The sequence below is a fragment of the Rhizobium sp. P40RR-XXII genome (assembly GCF_012641405.1).
Lineage (GTDB): Bacteria > Pseudomonadota > Alphaproteobacteria > Rhizobiales > Rhizobiaceae > Rhizobium.
Genome location: NZ_JABAII010000004.1, coordinates 268,974 through 292,831, shown reverse-complemented (window position 1 = coordinate 292,831; position 23,858 = coordinate 268,974). Strand labels below are relative to the sequence as shown.

General features: G+C 61.4%; 25 protein-coding genes. 17 read left to right on the top strand and 8 right to left on the bottom strand.

All coding sequences use genetic code 11. The features are described 5' to 3' along the window. Positions 1-15: 15 nt before the first annotated feature. Positions 16-2,706 carry an aconitate hydratase AcnA gene (gene acnA / locus HGP16_RS10175; RefSeq protein WP_168839887.1) on the bottom strand — a complete coding sequence of 897 codons (2,691 nt, stop codon included), beginning with the start codon at positions 2,704-2,706 and terminating at the stop codon, positions 16-18. A 263-nt stretch (positions 2,707-2,969) separates the two neighbouring features. Here acnA and ccmA point away from each other — a divergent pair, with 263 nt between their 5' ends. The 5 genes from ccmA to HGP16_RS10150 all read left to right on the top strand — a co-directional run bounded on the left by ccmA (position 2,970) and on the right by HGP16_RS10150 (position 6,359). Then, positions 2,970-3,617, top strand: a complete 648-nt coding sequence (gene ccmA / locus HGP16_RS10170; RefSeq protein WP_168839886.1) for a heme ABC exporter ATP-binding protein CcmA — start codon at positions 2,970-2,972, stop codon at positions 3,615-3,617. A 346-nt stretch (positions 3,618-3,963) separates the two neighbouring features. After that, positions 3,964-4,623 (top strand): heme exporter protein CcmB, encoded by a 660-nt coding sequence (ccmB, locus tag HGP16_RS10165; RefSeq protein ID WP_168839885.1) that lies wholly within the window; start codon positions 3,964-3,966, stop codon positions 4,621-4,623. A gap of 191 nt (positions 4,624-4,814) precedes the next feature. Further along, positions 4,815-5,576 (top strand): heme ABC transporter permease, encoded by a 762-nt coding sequence (locus HGP16_RS10160; protein WP_168839884.1) that lies wholly within the window; start codon positions 4,815-4,817, stop codon positions 5,574-5,576. A gap of 1 nt (position 5,577) precedes the next feature. Then, a complete protein-coding gene (gene ccmD, locus HGP16_RS10155) occupies positions 5,578-5,751 on the top strand; it encodes a heme exporter protein CcmD (RefSeq protein WP_168839883.1) in 174 nt (57 codons plus the stop codon). Beyond that, positions 5,748-6,359, top strand: coding sequence for a DsbE family thiol:disulfide interchange protein (locus HGP16_RS10150; protein WP_168839882.1), 612 nt, complete (start codon positions 5,748-5,750; stop codon positions 6,357-6,359). The genes ccmD and HGP16_RS10150 overlap by 4 nt, the downstream gene beginning before the upstream one ends. A gap of 267 nt (positions 6,360-6,626) precedes the next feature. Here the strand turns inward: HGP16_RS10150 and HGP16_RS10145 are convergent, their stop codons facing one another. From HGP16_RS10145 to dapF, 5 genes are read right to left on the bottom strand one after another with little or no spacing between them, the layout of a single operon-like run. Further along, positions 6,627-7,217 (bottom strand): DUF2585 domain-containing protein, encoded by a 591-nt coding sequence (locus tag HGP16_RS10145; protein ID WP_168839881.1) that lies wholly within the window; start codon positions 7,215-7,217, stop codon positions 6,627-6,629. Then, a complete protein-coding gene (locus HGP16_RS10140) occupies positions 7,214-7,945 on the bottom strand; it encodes a septation protein A (protein WP_168839880.1) in 732 nt (243 codons plus the stop codon). The genes HGP16_RS10145 and HGP16_RS10140 overlap by 4 nt, the downstream gene beginning before the upstream one ends. Continuing rightward, on the bottom strand, positions 7,942-9,465 hold the full coding sequence (ftsY, locus tag HGP16_RS10135; protein ID WP_168839879.1) for a signal recognition particle-docking protein FtsY: 1,524 nt from the start codon (positions 9,463-9,465) through the stop codon (positions 7,942-7,944). The genes HGP16_RS10140 and ftsY overlap by 4 nt, the downstream gene beginning before the upstream one ends. Before the next feature lie 18 nt (positions 9,466-9,483). Then, complete coding sequence (mtaB, locus tag HGP16_RS10130) at positions 9,484-10,758, bottom strand: tRNA (N(6)-L-threonylcarbamoyladenosine(37)-C(2))-methylthiotransferase MtaB (protein ID WP_168839878.1); 1,275 nt, start codon at positions 10,756-10,758, stop codon at positions 9,484-9,486. Next, the gene (dapF, locus tag HGP16_RS10125; protein ID WP_168839877.1) at positions 10,755-11,660 is read right to left on the bottom strand and encodes a diaminopimelate epimerase; all 906 of its coding nucleotides are present in this window, start codon (positions 11,658-11,660) and stop codon (positions 10,755-10,757) included. Before dapF ends, mtaB begins: the two co-directional genes overlap by 4 nt. Positions 11,661-12,034: 374 nt before the next feature. Here dapF and HGP16_RS10120 point away from each other — a divergent pair, with 374 nt between their 5' ends. Beyond that, entirely contained in the window at positions 12,035-12,478 is a 444-nt protein-coding gene (locus HGP16_RS10120) for an SRPBCC family protein (RefSeq protein WP_168839876.1), read from the top strand. A gap of 74 nt (positions 12,479-12,552) precedes the next feature. Here the strand turns inward: HGP16_RS10120 and HGP16_RS10115 are convergent, their stop codons facing one another. Both HGP16_RS10115 and HGP16_RS10110 read right to left on the bottom strand, forming a co-directional pair. Then, the gene (locus tag HGP16_RS10115) at positions 12,553-13,566 is read right to left on the bottom strand and encodes an MBL fold metallo-hydrolase (protein WP_168839875.1); all 1,014 of its coding nucleotides are present in this window, start codon (positions 13,564-13,566) and stop codon (positions 12,553-12,555) included. Then, positions 13,563-14,552, bottom strand: a complete 990-nt coding sequence (locus tag HGP16_RS10110; RefSeq protein ID WP_168839874.1) for a hypothetical protein — start codon at positions 14,550-14,552, stop codon at positions 13,563-13,565. The genes HGP16_RS10115 and HGP16_RS10110 overlap by 4 nt, the downstream gene beginning before the upstream one ends. A gap of 375 nt (positions 14,553-14,927) precedes the next feature. Here HGP16_RS10110 and ffh point away from each other — a divergent pair, with 375 nt between their 5' ends. The 11 genes from ffh to leuC all read left to right on the top strand — a co-directional run bounded on the left by ffh (position 14,928) and on the right by leuC (position 23,839). Next, a complete protein-coding gene (ffh, locus tag HGP16_RS10105) occupies positions 14,928-16,496 on the top strand; it encodes a signal recognition particle protein (protein WP_168839873.1) in 1,569 nt (522 codons plus the stop codon). A gap of 18 nt (positions 16,497-16,514) precedes the next feature. Then, positions 16,515-16,817, top strand: a complete 303-nt coding sequence (locus HGP16_RS10100) for a chorismate mutase (protein WP_168839872.1) — start codon at positions 16,515-16,517, stop codon at positions 16,815-16,817. 126 nt (positions 16,818-16,943) lie between these two features. Continuing rightward, positions 16,944-17,306 (top strand): 30S ribosomal protein S16, encoded by a 363-nt coding sequence (gene rpsP, locus HGP16_RS10095; protein WP_092717295.1) that lies wholly within the window; start codon positions 16,944-16,946, stop codon positions 17,304-17,306. A 198-nt stretch (positions 17,307-17,504) separates the two neighbouring features. Further along, positions 17,505-18,077 (top strand): ribosome maturation factor RimM, encoded by a 573-nt coding sequence (gene rimM, locus HGP16_RS10090; protein WP_168839871.1) that lies wholly within the window; start codon positions 17,505-17,507, stop codon positions 18,075-18,077. Between the two features lie 24 nt (positions 18,078-18,101). Then, the gene (trmD, locus tag HGP16_RS10085) at positions 18,102-18,809 is read left to right on the top strand and encodes a tRNA (guanosine(37)-N1)-methyltransferase TrmD (RefSeq protein ID WP_168839870.1); all 708 of its coding nucleotides are present in this window, start codon (positions 18,102-18,104) and stop codon (positions 18,807-18,809) included. 163 nt (positions 18,810-18,972) lie between these two features. Beyond that, positions 18,973-19,392, top strand: coding sequence for a DUF1801 domain-containing protein (locus HGP16_RS10080; RefSeq protein WP_168839869.1), 420 nt, complete (start codon positions 18,973-18,975; stop codon positions 19,390-19,392). 278 nt (positions 19,393-19,670) lie between these two features. Beyond that, positions 19,671-20,213 (top strand): 50S ribosomal protein L19, encoded by a 543-nt coding sequence (gene rplS, locus HGP16_RS10075; protein ID WP_168839868.1) that lies wholly within the window; start codon positions 19,671-19,673, stop codon positions 20,211-20,213. A 233-nt stretch (positions 20,214-20,446) separates the two neighbouring features. Further along, a complete protein-coding gene (locus HGP16_RS10070) occupies positions 20,447-21,244 on the top strand; it encodes a basic amino acid ABC transporter substrate-binding protein (protein WP_168839867.1) in 798 nt (265 codons plus the stop codon). A gap of 34 nt (positions 21,245-21,278) precedes the next feature. After that, positions 21,279-22,157: an amino acid ABC transporter permease gene (locus HGP16_RS10065; RefSeq protein WP_168839866.1), complete on the top strand. Its 879-nt coding sequence runs from the start codon at positions 21,279-21,281 to the stop codon at positions 22,155-22,157. Positions 22,158-22,225: 68 nt separating this feature from the next. After that, positions 22,226-22,360: a hypothetical protein gene (locus HGP16_RS34395; RefSeq protein WP_281408222.1), complete on the top strand. Its 135-nt coding sequence runs from the start codon at positions 22,226-22,228 to the stop codon at positions 22,358-22,360. 69 nt (positions 22,361-22,429) lie between these two features. Continuing rightward, positions 22,430-23,839: a 3-isopropylmalate dehydratase large subunit gene (leuC, locus tag HGP16_RS10060; protein WP_168839865.1), complete on the top strand. Its 1,410-nt coding sequence runs from the start codon at positions 22,430-22,432 to the stop codon at positions 23,837-23,839. Positions 23,840-23,858 lie beyond the last annotated feature (19 nt).

Here is a 23,858-nt window from a genome sequence, read left to right as displayed (position 1 = left end):
GAGCGAAGACGCCGATCAGGCGGCGAGATCGCGCAGAACGGTCTGCAGGATGCCGCCATTGTTGACGTAGACAACCTCATCCAGCGTATCGATACGGCAGATGATCGGAACGTCCTTTACCGTGCCGTCGCCATAGGTGATCTTGGCGATCTTGCGCTCACGCGGCTTGATGTGTTCCAGGCCCTCGATCGTGACGAGTTCGTCACCCTTCAGCTCGAGGCTGGCCCAGGTGGTGCCGTCCTCGAAGACGAAAGGGATGACGCCCATGCCAACCAGGTTCGAGCGATGGATACGCTCGAAGGACTGGGCGATCACGGCGCGCACACCGAGCAGGTTGGTGCCCTTGGCAGCCCAGTCGCGCGACGAGCCGTTGCCGTATTCGACGCCGGCGAAGATGACGAGCGGAACGCCCTCCGCCTTGTACTGCATGGCCGCATCGTAGATCGAGGTCTCTTCCTTGGACGGATAGTGGATGGTGTAGCCACCTTCCTTGCCGTTCGGGCCGAGCATGTGGTTGCGGATGCGGATGTTGGCGAAGGTGCCGCGCATCATGACTTCATGGTTGCCGCGGCGCGTGCCGTACTGGTTGAAGTCGGCAACACCGACGCCATGACCGATGAGGTAGGAGCCGGCCGGCGAGGCAGCCTTGATCGAACCGGCCGGGGAAATGTGGTCGGTGGTGATCTTGTCGCCGAAGAGGCCGAGAACGCGGGCACCCTTGATGTCGGAGATGCCGGCGCCGGTCTTGCCCATGCCGACGAAGTAAGGCGGGTTCTGGACGTACGTCGAGTTGTCGTCCCAGGCGTAGGTCTGGCCCGGAGGAACCTGCACGGCCTGCCAGTTGGCATCGCCCTTGAAGACGTCCGCATATTTGCTCTCGTAGAGCTCGCGGGTGACGTATTTCAGGATGAATTCCTGGACTTCCTGCGAGGTCGGCCAGATGTCCTTCAGGTAGACAGGCTTGCCGTTCTGGTCTTCGCCGATCGGCTCCTTCGTCAAGTCGAGCTGCACCGAACCGGCGAGCGCATAGGCGACGACGAGCGGCGGTGACGCCAGGTAGTTCGCCTGGACGTCAGGCGAAATGCGGCCTTCGAAGTTACGGTTACCGGAGAGAACGCCCGATACGATCAGGCCCTTGTCGTTGATCGTCTTCGAGATCGGCGCCGGCAGCGGGCCGGAATTGCCGATGCAGGTGGTGCAGCCGAAGCCGACCAGGTTGAAGCCAAGCTTGTCGAGATCGGCCTGGAGGCCGGACTTGGCAAGATATTCGCCAACGACCTGAGATCCCGGTGCGAGCGAGGTCTTGACCCACGGCTTGGTCTTCAGACCCTTGGCAACCGCGTTGCGGGCGAGAAGGCCGGCTGCGATCAGCACCGACGGGTTGGAGGTATTGGTGCAGGAGGTGATGGCGGCGATCGCGACGTCACCATGACCGATATCGAAATCCGTCCCTTCGACCGCATAGCGGTTGGAGAGCTGGCCGGGCTTCTTGTATTCGGTGTCCAGCGAGGTCGCGAAGCCGGAAGCGATGTTTTCCAGCGCGATACGGCCTTCCGGACGCTTCGGGCCGGCCATCGACGGCACGACGTCATTGAGGTCGAGTTCCAGCCTGTCGGTGAAGACGAGGTCGGAACCGTCATTGTCGCGCCACATCCCTTGAGCCTTCGAGTAGGCTTCGACGAGAGCGATACGGTCCTTAGCGCGGCCGGACATGTTGAGGTAGTTCAGCGTTTCCTTATCGACCGGGAAGAAGCCGCAGGTCGCACCATATTCCGGACCCATGTTGCCGATGGTGGCGCGGTCGGCGAGCGGCATGTTGTCGAGGCCGGGGCCGAAGAATTCGACGAACTTGGAAACGACGCCCTTCTTGCGCAGCATCTGCACGACGGTCAGCACGAGGTCGGTCGCGGTGACGCCTTCCTTGAGCTTGCCGGTGAGCTTGAAGCCGATGACCTCAGGCAGCAGCATGGAGACCGGCTGGCCGAGCATGGCGGCTTCGGCTTCGATACCCCCGACACCCCAGCCGAGAACGCCGAGGCCGTTGATCATGGTCGTGTGCGAATCGGTGCCGACGCAGGTGTCCGGATAAGCGATCGTTTCGCCGTCCTCTTCCTTCGTCCAGACGGTCTGGCCGAGATATTCGAGGTTGACCTGATGACAGATGCCGGTGCCGGGGGGAACAACGCGGAAGTTTTTGAAGGCCTGCTGGCCCCACTTCAGGAAGCGGTAGCGCTCGCCGTTGCGCTCATATTCCAGCTCGACGTTGCGGGCAAAGGCCTGCGGCGTGCCGAATTCGTCGACGATGACGGAGTGGTCGATGACGAGATCGACGGGAACGAGCGGATTGATCTTTTCCGGATCGCCGCCGAGCGACACCATCGCGTCGCGCATGGCGGCAAGGTCGACAACGGCCGGAACGCCGGTGAAGTCCTGCATCAGCACGCGCGCCGGGCGATAGGCGATTTCGTTCTCGACGGTGCCCTTGTTGGTCAGCCATTCGGCGACGGCAAGGATATGGTCCTTGGTGACCGACTGCCCGTCTTCAAAACGCAGCAGGTTTTCCAGAAGCACCTTCATCGAGTAAGGCAGCTTGGAAACACCGGGCAGACCATTGGCTTCAGCCTTGGGCAGGCTGAAATAGACATAGTCTTTCCCGCCCACGGTCAGCGTGGAACGACAATTGAAACTGTCAAGAGATTTAGACACGAGATACCCCGTTTCTGATAGCCAACACAGTCGTGCGAACGCCTATGCACTTTATGCACATCAGGATGCGGGTGCGGCCATTTCCGCTGTCCGCACGTAAGGCAGAAAACCTTATGTTCGGCGCAAGGATGAAATTCACGCCGACCGCTGGCGTGGTTGCAGGTCTTATAGATAATTTCGTAAAGACTTGCCAGAGTGGCAAAGCGCAAATTTGGACAATTTTTTGCGCATTGCGGCAACGATAACGGGGAAAGCCTGAGCGAATGCATCTATGCGCTGAAAATCTGGCGGCAAGGCGTGGCGAAGATCTGATTTTCTCGAATGTTTCCTTTGACTTGACCGATGGCGACGCTCTGATTCTGACCGGGCGTAACGGCTCCGGAAAGTCGACGCTTTTGCGTGTCGTGGCCGGCCTTCTCAGGCAGGAAAAGGGCAGTGTCAAATTCACCGGAAAAGATGGCGAATCGGGCCGGCTAGCAGGCGAAGCCAGCCACTATCTCGGTCACCGCAACGCGATGAAATCCGAGCTGACCGTAGCCGAAAACCTGATCTTCTGGAAAACTTTCCTCGGCGACATGGCGGGCGGCTTCGGCCTGAATGTCGATGAAGCGACCGATGCTGTCGGGCTCGCCGGCATCCCCCATCTGCCCTTCGGCTACCTCTCCGCCGGCCAGCAGCGCCGAATCGCCTTCGCAAAACTTTTGGTCGCCCACCGCCCCATCTGGATCCTCGACGAGCCGACAGCAGCGCTCGACAGCTCGGCCGATCAGCTGTTTGCGGAGCTGATCACCGCCCATCAGAAGAATGGCGGCATCGTTCTTGCGGCTACGCATCAGCCACTAGGGTTGGAGAACGCGCGGGAGATGCGGATGACGGGGTTTGCCGGGGTGAGTGAGGGGGTGTGGGAATGAGTTCGATGATGCTGAGTTTGCCGAACCTTCGCTACCCCCCTCTGTCCCTTTGGGACATCTCCCCCACAAGGGGGGAGATCGTTTGGAGTTTGCCGCACCAGCTTACAAAGTCGATGAGCTTTGTCTCCGCAGATTCGATCTTGGATCGGGGCTTGCGCGCGCCACAAGTTACCAATCTCCCCCCTTGTGGGGGAGATGTCCCGACAGGGACAGAAGGGGGTGAGGAGCGGAGCGACAATCATCTGAAGCATAAGCGAAGTATCGGTTCTTTCTTGAGTAAACGCCCCTTCATCCGGCTCTTCGGGCCACCTTCTCCCCAAGGGGAGAAGGAGATTGGTGCCTCGTCATGACCGCCCTCTTTCTCCGCGACCTCAGACTTTCGGTGCGCGCCGGTGGCGGAGCGTTGATCGGCATCCTCTTCTTCCTCACCGTCGTCGCCGTCATTCCCTTCGGCGTCGGTCCGGACCTCAAGCTTCTCTCGCGCATCGGCCCGGCCATCGTCTGGATCGGCGCCCTGCTCGCGAGCCTCCTCGGCCTCGACCGCCTGTTCCAGGCCGAGCGTGACGACGGTTCGCTCGATCTGCTCGTCATGCAGGAAACGCCGCTGGTGCTGACGGTTTTCATCAAATGCACGGCGCATTGGATGGCGACTGGCCTGCCGCTCGTTATCGCCTCGCCGCTGCTCGGTCTCTTTATGAATATGAACGAGACGGCGATCGGCGCGACGGCCCTGACCCTGCTTGTCGGCTCGCCGGCGATCACCTTCATCGGCGCGGTGGGTGCCGCCGTCGCCGTGGCGCTGCCGCGCGGCGGGCTGCTGGTATCGATCTTAGTGCTGCCGCTCACCATTCCCGTGCTGATCTTCGGCGTCAGCGCCACCTATGCTGCAGTCGAGGGACCGCAACCCTTCCTGCCGCCCTTCCTGATCCTGATCGCGCTCACCTTGTTCTTCGCCGTCATCGGTCCGGCCGCCGCCGCCCTTGCTTTGCGGAACACGACTGATTGATCGCTGGAGCCGGATGATTTAGGTCGAATCGACCTAAAATCTGAATCCGCCCTAAAATCAAAGAAGTAGAGCGTGATGTCGTCCGAAATTCCCTGACACTTTTCGGCATCACGCTCTGGGAGATACTGTTTCGTCGATCTGAGACGATGCGGTCGATTGCCGGAAAAGCCATATCGGGTTAAACAAATCGCATGAGCGATATCAGCCCTGCGATCAGCCGATTTTCCGACCTCGCCAACCCCACGCGGTTTCTGGCCTTTTCGGCGCGCCTCATTCCCTGGCTGGCGCTGATTTCGGCCGCACTTTTCGCGATCGGCCTCTATCTGTCCTTCTCGACCGAAGGCGATTACCAGCAGGGCGATACCGTCCGCATCATGTATATTCACGTTCCGGCCGCCTGGCTCTCGATGATGTGCTACACGATCATGAGCGTGTCGGCGATCGGCACGCTCGTCTGGCGCCATCCGCTAGCCGATGTCGCCGGCAAGACGGCCGCTCCGCTCGGCGCCGCCTTCACCCTGATCGCGCTCGTCACCGGCTCGCTCTGGGGCAAGCCGATGTGGGGCACCTATTGGGTCTGGGACGCGCGCCTGACCTCCGTCTTCATCCTGTTCCTGATGTATCTCGGCCTGATCGCGCTGAACCGGGCGATGGACGATCCGCCCAAGGCGGCCCGCGTCGCCTCGATCCTGACGCTGGTCGGCTTCATCAACATTCCGATCATTAAGTTTTCGGTCGACTGGTGGAACACGCTGCATCAGTCGGAAAGCATCATGCGCATGGATGGCCCGGCCATCGACGCGGAATTCCTCTGGCCGCTGTTCATCATGGCGCTGGCCTTCACGCTGCTGTTCCTCACGCTGCACCTGATGGCAATCCGTAACGAGATCTGGCGCCGCCGCGTCGCCGCGCAACGCCGCATCGCCGCGCGTATGGCAAGCCGGGAGGAATAGCATGACGCATCCCTTCTACGTCTACGGCTCTTACGGTTTTGCCGCCGTCATGATCCTCGCCATCATTGCCTGGACATGGATCGACGGACGCCTGCGCCGTCGCGAACTGGCAGCATTGGAAGCCTCCGGCATCCGCCGCCGCTCACAGCGCCCGCCCGAAGGCGGTGCGAAATGACGGCCGATGCCGACAACAAGGATAGAGCGAAGTCGAGCGGCACCGCGCGCTATCTGCTGGCGCTCATCCCGCTCATCGTCTTTGCCTGCATCGCCTTTGCCGTCGGCAAGGTCATGTATGACCAGGAAGTGCACGGCACTGATATCTCAGCCATTCCCTCGGCCCTGATCGGCACCAAGGCGCCGAAGCTCGCACTGCCGCCGCTCGAAGGTTCCAACCTTCAGGCGCTGACCGATGACGCCATCAAGGGCAAGCTGACGCTCGTCAATGTTTTCGCCTCATGGTGCATCCCCTGCCGCGACGAGCATCCGGTGCTGAAGGAACTTGCCAAGAGCGGTCAGCTCAACATCGTGGCCATCAACTACAAGGACACGAGCGAGAACGCCCTGCGCTTCCTCGGCGAACTCGGCAATCCCTATAATGCGATCGGCATAGACCCGAACGGCTCGGCCGCCATCGACTGGGGCGTTTACGGCATTCCGGAATCCTATCTCGTCTCGCCCGACGGCACGATCCTCTACAAGCAGGTAGGCCCCTTCACGCCCACCAGCCTGAAAGAGGGGCTTTATCCGGCGATTGGGAAAGCGCTGAGCAAGCCGGCGTCGTAGATCCCTTCTCCCCTTGGGGAGAAGGTGACTGTAGGCACCCGCCCTCGTGGTTCGAGGCTCCAGCCTGCAGGCCTCCACACCTCACCATGATGGCTGATCTCCCTTGCGTTACCTAAAGATCACCCAGCTCATCAAGGCGGCTGAGCTGCCGACCAATCCCCGCGAAAGCCACTCCGCCTCATGGTGAGGTGCCGCATCGCCGAGCGTCAGCGTAGGCAATGCGGCCTCGAACCACGAGGTGGCCACAAGGTCAGCTTCAAAGCTCTCTTAAATCCCACCCTGCCAGGTCTTGATCGCCTCGACCGGCCAGACCAGCATCAGCACGTTGAGCGTAAGATTGTCACGGATCAGGTAGCCGGTGAGCAGCTCGAAGAAGATGGCGATGGCGACCGTTAACAGCACTGGCGCGCGCCAGGCAAACAGGAAGCCGACCACCATGAACACCGCATCCATCGACGAGTTGAGGATGCTGTCGCCGACGTAATCGAGCGAGATCGTTGCAGCGCGGTAGCGATTGATGATGATCGGCGAGTTTTCCAGCAGTTCCCAACCGGATTCGATCAGCATGGCAACGAAGAGCCGCATCGACAGTGGCTTGCCGCGCATGATCAGATGCGTGAGCCCGAAAAAGAGGAAGCCGTGGATGATATGCGACGGCGTATACCAGTCGGCGATATGCTGCGAGTTGCCGCTGGATTTCACGACCGGCTCGAAAAGCTTCACATAGCCGCAGGTGCAGATCGGCACGCGGCCCATCATATATTCCGCCACGATCTGCACGAGTAGGACGACGGCACAGGCGATGAACCAGAAACTTTGCTGCCGATAGCGGCTTTGGGCGTCGACGGCTTCGCTCATTTCCCGCCTTCCGCCGGCGGCTCGACCGTGTGTTTCATGATCAGCGGCATCTGCGACAGGGTAAAAAGGATGGTGATCGGCATCGTTCCCCAGACCTTGAAGTTGACCCAGAGATTGTCCGCGGCCTTGGTGTCGGGGAGATAAAGCCAGTTCGAGCCGCGCCAGACGACTTCGTTGAGTACGGCCAGAACGAAGAAAAAGATGCCCCAGCGCAGCGTCAGCTTGCGCCAGCCTTCGGCATCCAGCTGGAAGGCGGCATTGAAGACGTAGCCGAGCAGCGACTTGCCGAAAGCAAGACCGCCGAGCAGCGCGACGCCGAACAGCGCATTGACGATGGTCGGCTTCATCTTGATGAAGGTTTCGTTCTGAAGGTAGATACCGAGCGCACCGAAGATCAGCACCACGATGCCGGAGACGAAGGGCATCAGCGGCAGATGGCCGAGCATGACCTTCGAGACGACGAGCGAGATCACAGTTGCCGCCATGAACAGGCCGGTGGCGACGAAGAGAGGACCGCCGAGAGCTGCCAGCTGCGGGAAATGCTGCGCCAGCCAGTCGCCGCGCAGATTGCCGAAGAAGAACACCAGCAAGGGTCCGAGTTCCAGCACCAGCTTCAGCATCGGATGATGCTTGTCGGCGGCACTCGGGGTGAGATCGCTGTCGCTGGTCGTCATTGCGGCACTTTCCCTGTCATCCAACTTGTCATCGAATTCGTTCTTGTCGTTCATTGGCTGTTTGCAGCCCCCGTACCGGCGATGGCATGTGCAAAATCCTCGGCCTCGAACGGCTCGAGATCATCTACACCCTCGCCGACGCCAATGAAATAGACCGGCAGCTTATGCTTGGCCGAGATGGCGACGAGAATGCCGCCGCGCGCCGTGCCGTCGAGCTTGGTCATGATCAGCCCGTTGACGCCGGCAACATTGCGGAAGATTTCCACCTGATTCAGCGCGTTCTGGCCCGTGGTCGCGTCAAGCGTCTGCAGCACGGTATGCGGTGCATCCGGGTCGAGCTTGCCGAGCACGCGCACGATCTTCTCAAGCTCGGCCATAAGCTCCGCCTTGTTCTGCAGGCGGCCGGCGGTATCGATGATCAAGACGTCGCTCTTGTTGGCCTTGGCCTGCTGGAAGGCATCGAAAGCGAGGCCGGCGGCATCGGCGCCGAGTTTCGTGCCTATGAATTCCGACTTGGTACGATCGGCCCAAATCTTCAGCTGCTCGATGGCGGCGGCGCGGAAGGTATCGCCGGCGGCAACCATGACCTTCAGCCCGGCGCCGGACAGCTTCGCCGCAAGCTTGCCGATCGTCGTCGTCTTGCCGGTGCCGTTGACGCCGACCACGAGAATGACGTGCGGCTTGTGGCTGAGATCGAGCTGCAGGGGCTTGGCGACCGGCGTCAACACCTTGGCGATCTCCTGCGCCATGATGCGCGTGACGTCTTCGCCGGTAACATCCTTACCGTAGCGTTCGGAGGCGAGCGTATCGGTGACGCGCATCGCCGTCTCGACGCCGAGATCGGCCTGAATGAGCAGATCCTCCAGATCCTGCAGCGTCTGATCGTCGAGCTTGCGCTTGGTGAAGAGTGCCGTGATCTGGCCGGTCAGCTGCGACGAAGTGCGCGCGAGCCCGGCGCGCAGACGCTGGAACCAGGAAAGCTTCTGCTTCGGGGCTTCGGGGACGAGTGCCGGCGCAGAGACGGCGGTGGAGAAGCCCTTGGGGAGGTTGGGGGCTGCAGCTTGGATATCGGTGGTTTCAGAGGAGGGTTCGGAGTCTTTCGACGAAGGTTCCGAGCTTGCCGAGGCTTCGTCACCTCCCTCTGTCCTGTCGGACATCTCCCCCACGCGGGGGGAGATCGATTCAGACGAGGTTTCCTCCGACACTACATCGGCTTCAGTATCAGTCGATTGCTCCGCCTCGATTGCCTGAGCTTCCTCAGACTGCTCTCGCGGCTCAGGCTCAGGTTCTCGAGAAACTGCTTCCTCTGCAGACTCTTCAGCAATTTGCCCTTGCTCAGCCAGCGCCGCATCCTCCAGCCGATCTCCCCCCTCGTGGGGGAGATCGGCCGGAGGGACAGAGGGGGGTGGCACGGGCTCGGCAGGCTCAGTAGCCGGCGAAACATCTACAGTAAGCGACGCCTCCTGCTCGACAACAGGCACCTCAACCCTAGCCAAATCCTCTACAGGCGCCTGCTCCTCGGCCGGCTTTTCGCGGCCGAAGGTGAAGACTTTTTTGATGAAACCGAGCGCCATGAAGTATCCGTTGAAGCATTAGGCCGCGTCGGCGGCCAGAAGTTGCATGTCGAGGTGCTTGCCATTGTGGCCGGTGATTGCGACCTGCACAAGGTCGCGCGGGCGAAGGCCGGGGGCGGCGACAAAAGTGAAGTTTTCGGTATGCGCCAGCCCGTTATTCTCCACAAGCAGCCATTGCCGTGTTCCAACCATGCCGTTGAGATGGGTCTGGTGCAATCTTTGCCCGGCCTCGCGCAGGCCGGCGGCGCGTTCCTTGACTAGGCTGCGGTCGAGCTGCGGCATGCGGGCAGCGGGCGTGCCGGGGCGCGCGCTATAAGGGAAGACGTGCAGATGCGCGATGCCGGCTTCCTGTGCCAGGCCAACGGCATTTGCAAACATTTCTTCTGTCTCTGTGGGAAAGCCGGCGATCATATCGGCGCCGAAGCTCGTCTCGGGGCGCAGCCGTCGCACATCCTCGATGAAACGGATGGCATCGGCGCGCGAGTGCCGCCGCTTCATCCGCTTGAGGATCATGTCGTCGCCATGCTGCAGCGAGAGATGCAGATGCGGCATGAAACGCGGCTCGTCGGCGATCAGGTCCATCAGATGCTGGTCGGCCTCGATGCTATCGATCGAGGAAAGCCGCAGCCTGCGGATCTCCGGAATCTGCTTCAGCAGCGTCTTGGCAAGCAGGCCGAGCGTCGGCGTTCCCGGCAGGTCGGCGCCGTAGCTCGTGGCATCGACGCCGGTCAGCACGATCTCGCAATAGCCGCTCTCGACCAGATTGCGCGCCTGTTCGACGACGGCACCCATCGGCACCGAGCGCGAATTGCCGCGGCCATAGGGAATGATACAGAAGGTGCAGCGATGGTCACAGCCGTTCTGCACCTGGATGAAAGCGCGAACATGACCATCGATATGGCGGATCATCTGCGGCGCGGTCGCCCTCACACTCATGATGTCGTTGACCCGCAGCTTCTCTTCCGCCGAAACGCCAAAATCCGGCAGCGCGCGATAGGAGGCGCTTTTCAGCTTTTCCTCGTTGCCGAGCACGGCATCCACTTCGGCCATTTCGGCAAAGGTCTGCTTCTCCGTCTGCGCGGCACAGCCTGTCACGATGATGCGGGCATGCGGATTGTCGCGGCGCGCGCGGCGGATCGCCTGCCGCGCCTGGCGCACGGCCTCGCCCGTCACGGCGCAGGTATTGACCAGGATGGCGTTGTTGAGTCCGGCTTTCTCTGCCTCGGCCCTCATCACTTCGGATTCATAGGTATTGAGACGACAGCCGAAGGTAATGACCTCGACCCCGCTCACCGCGCCTGAGCTCCCTGCTCCTGGTCGCGCGAGAAGCTGCCCGTGACCGGATCGACCGTGCCGGACCATTCCCATTCGGCGGGCCCGGTCATGACGACATGGTCGTTGCTCTCAAGCCATTCGATGGTGAGCTTGCCTGGAGCAGGCGCCGAGGCGACCTCGATCGTTACCTTGCGGCCGGTGCGGCCGGTGCGCGCGGCGCTGACGGCAGCGGCACAGGCGGCCGAACCGCAGGCAAGCGTCAAGCCGGCACCGCGTTCCCAGGTGCGGGTACGCAGCGACGACGGCGAAAGCAGCTGCGCCAACGTGATATTGGCGCGTTCGGGAAACATCGGATGGTTTTCAAGCAGCGGACCGAACCGATCGAGATCGAAGGACATCGGGTCCTTGTCGACCCAGAAGATCGCATGCGGATTGCCCATCGACATCACAGAGGGCGAATGCAGGACCGGATTGTCGATCGGCCCGATCTGCAGCTCGATACGGCTGGTGTCGGCAAATTCCTCGGCAAGCGGAATCTTGTCCGAGGCAAAGACGGGTGTACCCATATCGACTGAGATCGTGCCGTCCTCATGCTCCCTGGCATTCAGAATGCCGGCAACGGTCTGGAAGGTGAAGGCCTTCTTGCCGGTTTCGGCAGCCAGCGCCTGCACGACGCAGCGCGTGCCGTTGCCGCAGGCCTGCGCCTTCGTGCCGTCGCAGTTCAGGATATCGATCCAGGCATCAGTGCCCTCAACCTTCGGATCGTGGATTGCCATGATCTGGTCGAATTGGGTGGCTGGATCGGCATTGAGCGCAATCGCCGCCGCCGCCGTCACCACGTCCCTGCGGCCGCGCATGTCGACGACCAGGATCTTGTTTCCAAGCCCGTTCATCCTCGCGAATTCGACCGTATTGCTCATGATGCTATGTCCGTCAGTGTTTTCGAGCTGTATATGGCGGAATTGCGGGGGAATTACCAGTGGGACGTGAAGGACGGCACCTTTCACGATTGGCCGGAGCCATCCGGGCCGCCGCAATCCTTCGACAGGCTCAGGATAAGGACGGAGTGAGTTGCGAGCCAGGTGAGGGAGGTAGCCTTCATGGTGAGGAGACCCACAGGGCCGTCTCGAACCGCAAGGCGGGTGGCCCGTCTTTCAGTTGAATCTCTCGATATAATCTTATCGAAAAGCCTTGACGCAATCTATTCTGAGAAAAAATCATTCCCGATGTCGGATCACGGAAATCTTGCACGTCCTAGGCTCGTCCACTCCGTCAAACCATAAGGATTATCACCATGCCGAATACCATACGCCTGCACCGCGTCCTGGCCACCAGCCCGGAGAAGGTCTATCGCGCATTCATCGAGGCGGACGCGCTCGCTAAGTGGCTGCCGCCGAACGGTTTTGCCTGCACCGTGCATCATTTGGAGCCGAGCGTCGGCGGCACGTTCAGAATGTCGTTCCGCAACTTCACGACGGGCGGAAGCCATGCCTTCGGCGGTGAATTTCGCGAGCTCGTTCCCGGCGAGCTGGTACGTTACACCGACAAGTTCGACGATCCCAACCTGCCGGGCGAAATGGAAGTGACCGTGACGTTGAAGAAGGTCCTCGTCGGAACCGAGGTCAACATCACCCAGGCCGGCGTGCCCGATGTCATTCCGCCGGAAGCCTGCTATCTCGGCTGGCAGGAATCACTGCGCAATCTAGCAAAGCTCGTCGAGCCTGAAATCAACCAGTAAGGCACGGCAACCCGCGAAACGGACAGCTCCTTCTCCTCGTGGGGAGAAGGAACCTTCGGCCCAGACGCCAACGCTTAGACCTCGGGCACGTCAAAGACTTCGCCTGCCCTCAGCGGCCGAAACCGATCCGGGTCCACGCCTTCGGCCTTCAACGTTACATCCAGCGCCTGAACGGGCGAATCGATGCCCTCGTCCGTCAGCTGGAACGTCGCGAAGTGATGACCGGCGGCGTAGGCAGCGTTGCAAAGTTTCATGCCCTTCACGGCTTCTTCCGGATTCTGATGCTGGCCCTTCATGAACCAGCGCGGTTCATAGGCGCCGAAGGGCAGGATCGCGAGGCGGAAGCCGCCATGCTTGCGGGCGGCCGCCTCGTAATTGATGCCATCGTGAAAGCCGGTATCGCCGACATGATAGATCTTGCCCGCTGGCGTGGTGAGCACGAATGCAGCCCAGAGCGCCATGCGCCGGTCGCCCATGCCACGCGCCGACCAGTGATGACACGGCTCGACATCGATTGTTACTGCTTTGACGGCGACGCGATCGCCCCAATCGACCACAGTGATGTCGGCGTCTGGAACAGCACGGCGAATGATCGTATCGTTGCCGAGCGGCGTCACGATGTCAGGCCGGTGCGCCTGCTGCAGGCGCGCAAGAGTGACGAGATCGAGGTGGTCATAGTGATTATGCGTCACCAGCACGAGGTCGATATGCGGCAGGTCCTCGAACCGAATGCCGGGCGGCACCACGCGCTTCGGCCCGACGAACCGGAAAGGGCTGACCCGCTCCGACCAGACCGGATCCGTCAGGATGTTCAGCCCGGCAATCTGCACCAGCATCGATGCATGCCCGACCATGGTCACCCGCATTTGGTCGCCAAACACATGCCGGTCGGGCTTGGCTGGAGGAAAGGTGCTGATGACGGGATTGGGCCAGCGCACCCGGCCGCCGCCGAACTGCCAGCGCAAAAGATCGAACGCACCGCCCGGTTCGACGCCACCAGGATTGAAGAAGCGCGCGCCGTCGAAATGATCGGAAACCGGCCCCTGATAATAGGGGTTCTTCCTGGCTGAGCCGGATGAGCTCGTCATGGCTTATCCGCCCCCTGCGCGCTTGTCGCCTCGCCGGCCGGCAAGCCGATCCTGGCGAGCCACTCCTCGGCCTCACGCGCCGTCAGCGTCTCCTCGAGCACGACGTTCGCCGGCATGGCGAAAAGCTGCGGCGTGAAAAAGCTCGTATCCCACAGCGCAGCACCTTCGGCGGCACGCGAAAGCAGGATGACCTGCCGGCCATCGATGCGGGCAATCGTCTCGACGGAGGCCTCGCCGGAAATCTCCACAAGGCCCGTCTCATCCGGGCGTACCGTCTCGTAGCGCCACCAGGGCTCGTCATTGCCCTCTTCGGCCACGGTCACGCAGCGCGCCATGTCGATGATGAACCTGTTGGGCGCGCGGCCGCCGGCGAGCCGCTGGCCGAATGCCGCCTGGATGAGCGTGAACAAATGAAAGCAATTGACGATATTGTCGTAGCGCAGACGAAAGCCCTGACGGCTCGGCAGATGCAGCACGAGCAAGGCGTCGCTTCGGCTTAGAAGCATGTGACGAACCCAGGCCGCGCCCGGCGTATAATCCTGCAGCTCGGCAAGCTGCGCCATCAGCGCTTCGTTGCCGGCGGCGAGCTTGCGTTCCCGCGGCATGGCGGCAAGATGCGATACCGCCGATTGGCCGAGCAGCTGGAAGGCATCGAGCAGCTGCCTTTGCCGCGGGCTCAGCTCCTTGCGGCCGGCAAAGCCGCGATGGATCTGCGGCAGCCAGGCCATGTAGAGTTCCCACACGGCGGCGCCGCTGCGCTCCACCGCCCCACCTTTTTCGACGATGGTGCCGAGCATATTGGCGAGGATCGCGGCACCCGGCGGCGGCAGACGGCTGAGCTCACGCGCCGCCCGCGCCATGATCTTCGGCTGCGCAATGGCGCTCGCATAGAAGGCCTGCGCCGCCGCATTGAATTGCGCGTCGACACGACCGCCGGCGTAAGCACGGCAGGCGGCGAGAAGATCGGTCAGGGCTGCATCATTCATTCGAAACTGTCTCGGGGAATCGCTTGATGGTGGGGATCGATACAACAATTGGAATAGGATGGTACGGTCAAAACGACATTGATACAGCGATGTCATCGGCGCATTTCAGGCATTTCGACCGCCTTGGGTTGACTTTGGCGGCCTTTTCCTGTTTATCGCCCGCAATCTGCGACGAGCACAAGCCTCCGAGCCACCGACCGGGACCCATAAAGGTATAAAGAGATCCCGGAGGTCAACACCCGACAGCGCGACGCGCCCTCGGGTGCTTTTTGGCTTTGCGTCTTGTTTTCGTCATGGAAAAGCACGACGTTTTCGGGCGAGGAACCGCGCAGTTGCGCCAAGTCCAAATCCCGAGCGATCGATAAGGAAGAATTGATGTTTGAAAACCTCCAGGACCGTCTTGGTTCCATTCTGAATGGACTGACTGGCCGCGGCGCGCTTTCGGAAGCTGATGTTTCCGCAGCACTTCGCGAGGTTCGCCGCGCGCTTTTGGAAGCCGACGTGGCGCTGGATGTGGTTCGCTCCTTTACCGATCGCGTTCGCGAAAAGGCCGTCGGCGCCGAAATCCTGAAGTCGATCAAGCCGGGGCAGATGGTCGTCAAGATCGTCCATGACGAGCTGATCGAGATGCTCGGCGGCGAAGGCGTCGGCATCGATCTCAACGCGCCGGCCCCGGTCGTCGTCATGATGGTGGGTCTGCAGGGCTCCGGTAAGACGACGACCACGGCGAAGATCGCCAGCCGCATGACGAGCCGCGACCGCAGGAAGGTCCTGATGGCCTCGCTCGATACGCGCCGTCCTGCCGCACAGGAGCAGTTGCGCCAGCTTGGCGTGCAGACGGGCGTCGATACGCTGCCTGTCATCGCCGGCCAGTCGCCGACCGATATCGCCGCGCGCGCCGTGCAGGCCGCCAAGCTCGGCGGCCATGACATCGTCATCCTCGACACCGCCGGCCGTACGCATATCGACGAGCCGCTCATGGTCGAGATGGCGGATATCAAGAAGAAGTCCAATCCGCACGAAATCCTGCTGGTCGCCGATAGCTTGACCGGTCAGGACGCCGTTAACCTTGCCCGCAATTTCGATGAGCGCGTCGGGATCACCGGCCTCGTGCTGACCCGCATGGACGGCGACGGCCGCGGCGGTGCCGCCCTTTCGATGCGCGCCGTGACCGGCAAGCCGATCAAGCTGATCGGTGTCGGCGAAAAGATGGGCGAACTGGAGGAATTCCATCCTCGCCGCATCGCCGACCGCATTCTTGGCATGGGCGACATCGTTTCGCTGGTCGAGAAGGCTGCCGAGAACATCGATGCCGAGAAGGCAGCCGCGATGGCCGCCAAGATGGCCAAGGGCAAGTTCGACCTGAACGACCTTGCCGACCAGCTCGGCCAGATGCAGAAGATGGGCGGGATGGGTGGCATCATGGGTATGATGCCCGGCATGTCCGGCATGAAGGACAAGATGGCAGCCGCCGGCCTCGACGACCGCCTGTTCAAGCGCCAGATCGCCATCATCTCCTCGATGACCAAGGCCGAGCGCGCCAATCCCGACCTGCTGAAGCATTCCCGCAAAAAGCGCATCGCCGCCGGCTCCGGCACCGACGCCTCCGACATCAACAAGCTTCTGAAGATGCACCGCCAGATGGCGGACATGATGAAGATGATGGGCGGCAAGGGCAAAGGCGGCATGATGAAGCAACTGATGGGCGGCCTTGCCGGCAAGATGGGCCTCGGCGGCGGCATGGGCGGCATGCCCGACCTGTCGAACATGGACCCCAAGCAGCTCGAAGCCCTGCAGAAGCAGGCCGAAGCCGCCGGCCTCGGCCGTCCGGGCGGCCTGCCGGGCCTCGGTAGCGGCGGTGGATTGCCAGGTCTGAGCGGCGCCAAGCTACCGGGCCTCGGCGGTGGTTTCCCGGTGCTTCCCGGTTTGCCGAAGAAGAAATGAGAAGGATCGTTGACCCCCATGATTGATCCAGACGTCAAGGCCCAACTGGGCAACTACCGCCAGTCGATCGACAATATCGATGCCGCACTGGTGCACATGCTGGCCGAACGCTTCCGCTGCACCAAAGAGGTCGGCGTGCTGAAGGCCAAGTACGACTTGCCGCCGGCCGACCCGACGCGCGAAGAATTTCAGATCGAACGCCTGCGCCGCCTGGCAAAGGACGCCAATCTGGACCCGGATTTCGCCGAGAAGTTCCTGAACTTCGTCATCAAGGAAGTCATCCGGCATCATGAACAGATCGCTGCCGATTTCAAAGGGTAACCCCTGGCTGCATGATCCCGAAAGACGCAGGGCGTTTTCGACAGGGATCACGTAGCAAGAGAAAAGCAGCGCGACGTAACCATACCGCACAACGAAGCGGTCAATAAAAGCCTAAGGAGAATTAACATGGCACTGAAAATTCGTCTCGCCCGCGGTGGCTCCAAGAAGCGTCCGTATTACCACGTTGTCGTTGCCGACGCTCGCTCGCCGCGCGACGGCCGCTTCCTTGAGACCCTCGGCTCCTGGAACCCGATGCTCGCCAAGGACGATGCCAAGCGCGTTGAACTCAAGGCCGAGCGCATCAAGCATTGGCTCGATCACGGCGCGCAGCCGACCGACCGCGTTCTGCGCTTCCTCGCCGAAGCTGGCATCGCAACGCGCGACGCCAAGAACAACCCGGAAAAGGCAAAGCCGGGCAAGCGTGCTCAGGAGCGCGCCGCCGAAAAGGCACAGAAGGCTGCTGACGCCGCCGCCGCTGCTTCTGAATAATCAGTCCTTGTGACTGTCGAAAGCGGGCGGCATGGTGACATGCCGCCCGTTTTTTGTTTCCCATCGGCAGATGTTCAGCCTATGAGAGAACGCAACTACAGCGCCGCGCAAAGGTCGCTGCAGCACTTTAGATCACTGCATAATTCCTTAAATCGATTCCGGAATTATGCAGTGATCCCGGCAATCGGCGAAGAGACCATGACGAAACTGCAAAACCCGGTATTGATGGCGACGATCGGCGCGGCACAGGGCCTGAGAGGCGAAGTGCGCGCCCGCACCTATACGTCGGACCCGACCGCGCTCGGTGACTATGGCCACCTGCACAGCAAGGACGGCCGCAGCTTCGAAGTGCTTGAGATTCGCGAAGCCAAAAACGTCGTGGTGGTGCGCTTCCGCGGCATCAACGACCGTAGTGCCGCCGAGGCGCTGAACGGCCTGGAACTCTACATCGAGCGCGACAACCTGCCTGATGATGAACTCGACGACGACGAATTCTTCTACGCCGATCTCGAAGGGCTCGAAGCCGTCGACGACGAGGGAATCGGCTACGGCACCGTCACCGGCGTCTATGATTTCGGCGCCGGCGACCTCCTCGAACTCAAGGGTCCGGGCAAGCGTCCCGTGCTGATCCCCTTTTCCGAAGCCGCCGTGCTCGAAATCGATCTCGAGGGCGGCAAGCTCCTGATCGATCCGCTCGCCGCCGGCCTGATCGACAGCCCCGACGATCTCATCGGCAAGCCGGAAAAGCCGCAGGACAAGACAAAGAAGTAATCCTCATTGGGAAGTGACCGCGCCATGAGTTTCCGGGCGACCATCCTGACGCTTTATCCCGAGATGTTTCCCGGTCATCTCGGCACGTCGCTCGCCGGCAAGGCGATGGAACGCGGGCAATGGTCGCTGGACACCATGCAGATCCGCGATTTCGCCACCGACCGGCACCGCACCGTCGACGACACGCCGGCCGGCGGCGGCGCCGGCATGGTGCTGAAGCCGGATGTGCTTGCCCGCGCCATCGACCATGCCAGCGAAAACGATCACCGCCCGCGACTATTGATGAGCCCGCGCGGCAAGCCGCTGACGCAGAAGCGCGTGCGCGAGCTGGCACGCGGCGACGGCGTCATCATCGTTTGCGGCCGCTTCGAAGGCGTCGACCAGCGTGTCATCGACGGCCGCGACCTCGAGGAAGTCTCGATCGGCGACTATATCCTTTCGGGCGGCGAACCGGCCGCACTGATCCTGCTCGACGCCATCATCCGCATCCTACCTGGCGTCATGGGCAACGACCTCTCCGGCCTGCATGAAAGCTTCGAGGGCGGTCTGCTGGAGCATCCGCACTACACACGCCCGCAGATCTGGGAAGGCAATGAGATCCCCGCCGTGCTCACCTCGGGCAATCACGCGGCCATCGCCAAATGGCAGAGGGAGAAGGCCGAAGAGCTGACGCGGGAGCGCAGGCCGGATCTGCTGGAGAAGCCGTCGGGGAAACAGACCGGCTCCCGATGAAGGCTCTCGCATCGCTGTCAACCGGGCAGGCATAGCCGCTGAAATCGGCCGTCTGGCCCAGCGATGGCGGCCGGATGCAAGACCGGATTCCACGTCATGGCGCTAAATGCAATCTAGCGATAAAAGGGCTGGGGTCGGTACCAAAGGGCAGGAGGTCACATCAATGGCGAAAGACAACGCAACGGAAGCCGAACAGGCAGGCTCCGCTTCTCAACTGATCAGCAACAAGATCCGGGAACTGGGCGACTGGCGCGGCAAGACCTTGAGCAAAGTCCGCGCCCTCATCAAAGAGGCGGAACCCGATGTGATCGAGGAGCTGAAATGGCGCGGGGTGCCGGTATGGTCGCATGAGGGCATCATCTGCACCGGCGAGACCTATAAGAGCGCCGTGAAGCTGACCTTCGCGAAAGGCGCCTCGCTGGAGGATCCCTCCCGCCTCTTCAACTCCAGCCTCGAAGGCAACACGAGACGCGCCATCGATATCCACGAGAACGAGGATATCGACGAAGAAGCGCTGAAGGCGCTCATTCGCGCCGCGGCCGCCCTGAACGCATCGACGCGGAAAAAACCGAAGAAGACCTGAGCGGTATCCAGGCAATGGGATGTATGATAAATTGCCGTTCTAAGCCGCTTGCACGGCAATAAAGCCCACTTAATTCGGCTGCAAGGGGTGACAAAGGCGTGACAATAGGGTATGTGCGCGCCCGGCATGGGAAATTTCCCATCAACCACCAAAGAAAAGCAGACGTATCCGCCCCTGCCGTAACAGGCATATATCCGAGGCGAGACCTTGAAGGTCCGACCAGGGATAAAGATCGTTCAGGGCGCTCTGGCTGTTGAAGCAACAACGAGGTTGATACTATGAACATCATTCAACAGTTGGAAGCCGAACAGGCTGCCAAGATCGAAGCCAAGCGCACGCTCCCCGACTTTTCCGCTGGCGACACCCTTCGCGTCAACGTGAAGGTCACGGAAGGCAACCGTACCCGCGTTCAGGCCTATGAAGGCGTTTGCATCGCTCGCTCCGGCGGCGGCCTGCAGGAAAACTTCACGGTTCGCAAGATCTCCTACGGCGAAGGCGTCGAGCGCGTATTCCCGGTTTACTCGCCGATGATCGAAAGCGTCGAAGTCGTTCGCCGCGGTAAGGTCCGTCGCGCCAAGCTCTACTACCTGCGCGACCTGCGCGGCAAGGCTGCCCGTATCGTCGAAAACACCGGCACCCGCGCCCGCAAGCTCAACGATGCCGAGCGTCAGGCGCTCGCCGAAGAGAAGGCACGCATCGAAGCCGAGAAGGTTGCAGCCGCTCAGGCGCTCGCAGCCGAAAAGGCAGCAGCAGAAGCCGCCGAAGCAAAGGCCGCTGCAGAAGCTGCTGCAGCCGCAGCAGCCGAGCCGGCAGCAGAATAAGTTTCGATCCCCACGGATCGCGACAATTAAAGGCGGCCTTCGGGTCGCCTTTTTTGATGCCCGGCTTCACACTGCCGGAAACAAATTTTCTCCTCCAGCTATCCGCTTGGAGTTGCTTTCCCATTTTTATGATCGCAGCCATGGCAACGGCCTTGCCATGGGCTTTCCAAGTATGACAGTTTTCCGCCACGCTAGCGCGGATTCAAATATGTAGAGCATTCGGGGAGATTTTCATGGCATTCCGTCGTTCGTTCCTTCTGGGCCTCAGCGCCCTCGTGCTTGCACCCTTCGCTTCCTTCGCCGCCGACCTGCCTGATCTCAAAGGCAAGACTGTCATCGTCGTGACCGAGAATGCCTATCCGCCACTGCAGTTCATCGATCCAAAGACGAACAAGGCGATCGGCTGGGAATATGACGCGATGAACGAGATCGCCAAGCGTCTGAACTTCAAGGTCGAGTACCAGAACACCAGCTGGGATGCGATGATTCAGGCTGTCTCCGAAGGCCAATACAACATCGGCATGACCGGCATCACCATCAAGGACGACCGCAAGCAGAAGGTCGATTTCTCCGACCCCTACATGCGCTCCGAACAGTTCATGCTGGTGCGCGGCGACGAGAAGCGCTTCACCGATGCCAAGAGCTTCGCCGCCTTCAAGGACGGATTGATCGGCGCGCAGCCGGGCACAACGCCCTTCTATACCGCCGTCTATTCAGTCCTCGACGGCAACGAGCAGAACCCACGCATCAAGACCTTCGAAACTTTCGGCGCCACCGTACAGGCGCTGAAGACCGGAGATGTCGACATGGTGCTGACGGACGGCACGGCCGGCAAGGGCTATGTCGATGCTTCGAATGGCGGCCTGAAGCTCGTCGGCGGCCCGCTCGGCTCCGAGGATTTCGGCTTCATCTTCCAGAAAGGCTCCGATCTCGTCACCCCGATCAATGCCGCCATCGCCAGCCTCAAGGCGGACGGCACGCTCGATGCGCTGAACAAGAAATGGTTCCTCGACTACAAGATGGGCCAATGAGCTCCGCAGATCGATATCCTGGAAGCCCGCTCTGATGGCACCAACGGCTGGCCCAGGCGGGCATCGCGGCCAGGATGACTTTCCCTGGTGGTTGGTCGCCCTTGCCATACTCGGCGTCGTCGCCTCCGTCGCAATCGCGGCAAACGGCCTTTACGCCCAGATCTTCTCTCTTCTGCTCAATGGCATCGGCGTCACGATCTTCGTGACGCTGGTGGCCTTTACGCTCGCCATGCTGCTTGGCCTCGGGCTTGCGCTGCTTGGCCTGTCGGACTTTCTCATGTTGCGGCAGGTCGCGCGCTTCCATATCGAGATCGTGCGCGGTATCCCGATACTGGTGCTGCTCGCCTACATCGCCTTCGTCGGCACGCCAGCCTTCGTGGCCTGCTACAACGTCGTCATCTCTCCGTTGGTTTCCGCCGGCTGGGCAAATGCGCTTGTCACCCGCGATGTACCCTTCGTCTGGCGCACGATCATCGCGCTGACGATCGCCTATTCGTCCTTCATCGCCGAGATCTTCCGCGCCGGCATCCAGGCGGTCGACCAGGGCCAGATCGAGGCGGCAAAGGCGCTCGGCCTCACCCGCTTCCAGCGCTTCCGGCTCGTCGTCTTCCCGCAGGCGATCCGGGTCATCCTGCCGCCGCTGTCAAACGATTTCATCGCCATGGTGAAGGACAGCTCGCTGGTCTCCGTGCTCGGGGTTGCCGATATCAGCCAGCTCGCCAAGCTCTATTATTCCGCCAATTTCCGCTACTTCGAAACGCTGTCGATCCTTGCCTTCATCTATCTGCTGCTGACGATCGGCCTGTCGCTGTTGCTGCGGCAGCTGGAAGCCTGGATGCGCCGGCGATCGGGCGCCGACCGGTCGGCCTTCCCTCGCCTCGGCGCCGGCCAGCCGCCCGACGTGCAGGTGTAGCGGCTGCGGCCGAACGTCGGCCCCAACACGCCCTATCGTCACCATTGCCGAGACTTCGGAAAATTGATATGAGCATCGCCATGAATAAGATCATGAGCAAAGACGGACGATACGTCACGGCTTTCGTGCTGCAGGACCACAAGCGCCTGCCGGCACGTTTCTTTGCGATGATTTCGGGCGCGCTCAACAGCCGACTTCGCTGATCACACCCGAGGCCGGCGGTCCTGATCCGCCAATCCCCATTTTCGCAATGCCAATATGGATCTATAGCCATGAGCGCTCCACGCACACTGTACGACAAAATCTGGGATGACCACCTGGTCGACGCCCAGGATGACGGCACCTGTCTTCTCTATATCGACCGTCACCTCGTTCACGAGGTGACATCGCCGCAGGCCTTCGAAGGCTTGCGCATGACCGGCCGCAAGGTTCATGCCCCGCAGAAGACGCTGGCTGTCGTCGACCACAACGTGCCCACCTCGCCGGATCGCCATCTCGGCATCAAGAACGAGGAAAGCCGCATCCAGGTCGAGCAGCTCGCCAAGAATGCCGCCGAATTCGGCGTCGAATATTACTCCGAAAACGACAAGCGTCAGGGCATCGTCCACATCATCGGCCCCGAGCAGGGCTTCACCCTGCCCGGCATGACCATCGTCTGCGGCGACAGCCATACCTCGACGCACGGCGCCTTCGGCTCGCTGGCCCATGGTATCGGCACCTCCGAGGTCGAGCATGTGCTCGCCACGCAGACGCTGATTCAGAAGAAGGCGAAGAACATGCTGGTGCAGGTCGACGGCCAGTTGCCACCGGGCGTCACCGCCAAGGACATCATCCTTGCCATCATCGGCGAGATCGGCACCGCCGGCGGTACCGGCTATGTCATCGAATATGCCGGCGAAGCCATTCGCTCGCTGTCGATGGAAGGCCGCATGACCATCTGCAACATGTCGATCGAAGGCGGCGCCCGCGCCGGCCTGATCGCTCCGGATGAGACCACCTTCGAATACATCAAGGGCAAGCCGCGCGCGCCGAAGGGCGAAGCGCTGGAACAGGCGATCGCTTACTGGAAGACGCTGCAGTCCGACGAAGGCGCGCATTACGACCGCATCGTCAAGCTCGATGCCGCAAGCCTGCCGCCGATCGTCTCCTGGGGCTCCTCGCCGGAAGACGTCGTCTCCATCCAGGGCATCGTTCCGAACCCGGATGAAATCCAGGACGAGACCAAGCGTGCCTCCAAGTGGCGCGCGCTCGACTATATGGGCCTGAAGCCCGGCACGCCGATGACCGAGATCAACGTCGATCGCGTCTTTATCGGCTCCTGCACCAACGGCCGCATCGAAGACCTGCGCGCCGTCGCCAAGGTCGTCGAAGGCAAGACCGTCGCTTCAACCGTCGACGCCATGATCGTTCCGGGCTCCGGCCTCGTGAAGGAACAGGCGGAAGCCGAAGGCCTCGACAAGATCTTCAAGGCTGCCGGCTTCGATTGGCGCGAGCCTGGCTGTTCGATGTGCCTCGCCATGAACGACGACCGCCTGAAGCCCGGCGAACGCTGCGCTTCGACCTCGAACCGCAACTTCGAAGGCCGCCAGGGCTTCAAGGGCCGCACCCATCTGGTCTCGCCCGCCATGGCCGCAGCCGCCGCAATCACCGGTCACTTCGTCGATATCCGCGAGTGGAACTGATCCGTTCGAATACATGAAT

Excerpts from the sequence above, each read along its gene's own strand:
- ccmA (WP_168839886.1), top strand. The coding sequence starts at position 2,970 with ATGCATCTATGCGCTGAAAATCTGGCGGCAAGGCGTGGCGAAGATCTG.
- ccmB (WP_168839885.1), top strand. The coding sequence starts at position 3,964 with ATGACCGCCCTCTTTCTCCGCGACCTCAGACTTTCGGTGCGCGCCGGT.
- HGP16_RS10160 (WP_168839884.1), top strand. The coding sequence starts at position 4,815 with ATGAGCGATATCAGCCCTGCGATCAGCCGATTTTCCGACCTCGCCAAC.
- ccmD (WP_168839883.1), top strand. The coding sequence starts at position 5,578 with ATGACGCATCCCTTCTACGTCTACGGCTCTTACGGTTTTGCCGCCGTC.
- HGP16_RS10150 (WP_168839882.1), top strand. The coding sequence starts at position 5,748 with ATGACGGCCGATGCCGACAACAAGGATAGAGCGAAGTCGAGCGGCACC.
- HGP16_RS10145 (WP_168839881.1), bottom strand. The coding sequence starts at position 7,217 with ATGAGCGAAGCCGTCGACGCCCAAAGCCGCTATCGGCAGCAAAGTTTC.
- HGP16_RS10140 (WP_168839880.1), bottom strand. The coding sequence starts at position 7,945 with ATGAACGACAAGAACGAATTCGATGACAAGTTGGATGACAGGGAAAGT.
- ftsY (WP_168839879.1), bottom strand. The coding sequence starts at position 9,465 with ATGGCGCTCGGTTTCATCAAAAAAGTCTTCACCTTCGGCCGCGAAAAG.
- dapF (WP_168839877.1), bottom strand. The coding sequence starts at position 11,660 with ATGAGCAATACGGTCGAATTCGCGAGGATGAACGGGCTTGGAAACAAG.
- HGP16_RS10120 (WP_168839876.1), top strand. The coding sequence starts at position 12,035 with ATGCCGAATACCATACGCCTGCACCGCGTCCTGGCCACCAGCCCGGAG.
- HGP16_RS10115 (WP_168839875.1), bottom strand. The coding sequence starts at position 13,566 with ATGACGAGCTCATCCGGCTCAGCCAGGAAGAACCCCTATTATCAGGGG.
- HGP16_RS10110 (WP_168839874.1), bottom strand. The coding sequence starts at position 14,552 with ATGAATGATGCAGCCCTGACCGATCTTCTCGCCGCCTGCCGTGCTTAC.
- ffh (WP_168839873.1), top strand. The coding sequence starts at position 14,928 with ATGTTTGAAAACCTCCAGGACCGTCTTGGTTCCATTCTGAATGGACTG.
- HGP16_RS10100 (WP_168839872.1), top strand. The coding sequence starts at position 16,515 with ATGATTGATCCAGACGTCAAGGCCCAACTGGGCAACTACCGCCAGTCG.
- rpsP (WP_092717295.1), top strand. The coding sequence starts at position 16,944 with ATGGCACTGAAAATTCGTCTCGCCCGCGGTGGCTCCAAGAAGCGTCCG.
- rimM (WP_168839871.1), top strand. The coding sequence starts at position 17,505 with ATGACGAAACTGCAAAACCCGGTATTGATGGCGACGATCGGCGCGGCA.
- trmD (WP_168839870.1), top strand. The coding sequence starts at position 18,102 with ATGAGTTTCCGGGCGACCATCCTGACGCTTTATCCCGAGATGTTTCCC.
- HGP16_RS10080 (WP_168839869.1), top strand. The coding sequence starts at position 18,973 with ATGGCGAAAGACAACGCAACGGAAGCCGAACAGGCAGGCTCCGCTTCT.
- rplS (WP_168839868.1), top strand. The coding sequence starts at position 19,671 with ATGAACATCATTCAACAGTTGGAAGCCGAACAGGCTGCCAAGATCGAA.
- HGP16_RS10070 (WP_168839867.1), top strand. The coding sequence starts at position 20,447 with ATGGCATTCCGTCGTTCGTTCCTTCTGGGCCTCAGCGCCCTCGTGCTT.
- HGP16_RS10065 (WP_168839866.1), top strand. The coding sequence starts at position 21,279 with ATGGCACCAACGGCTGGCCCAGGCGGGCATCGCGGCCAGGATGACTTT.
- HGP16_RS34395 (WP_281408222.1), top strand. The coding sequence starts at position 22,226 with ATGAGCATCGCCATGAATAAGATCATGAGCAAAGACGGACGATACGTC.
- leuC (WP_168839865.1), top strand. The coding sequence starts at position 22,430 with ATGAGCGCTCCACGCACACTGTACGACAAAATCTGGGATGACCACCTG.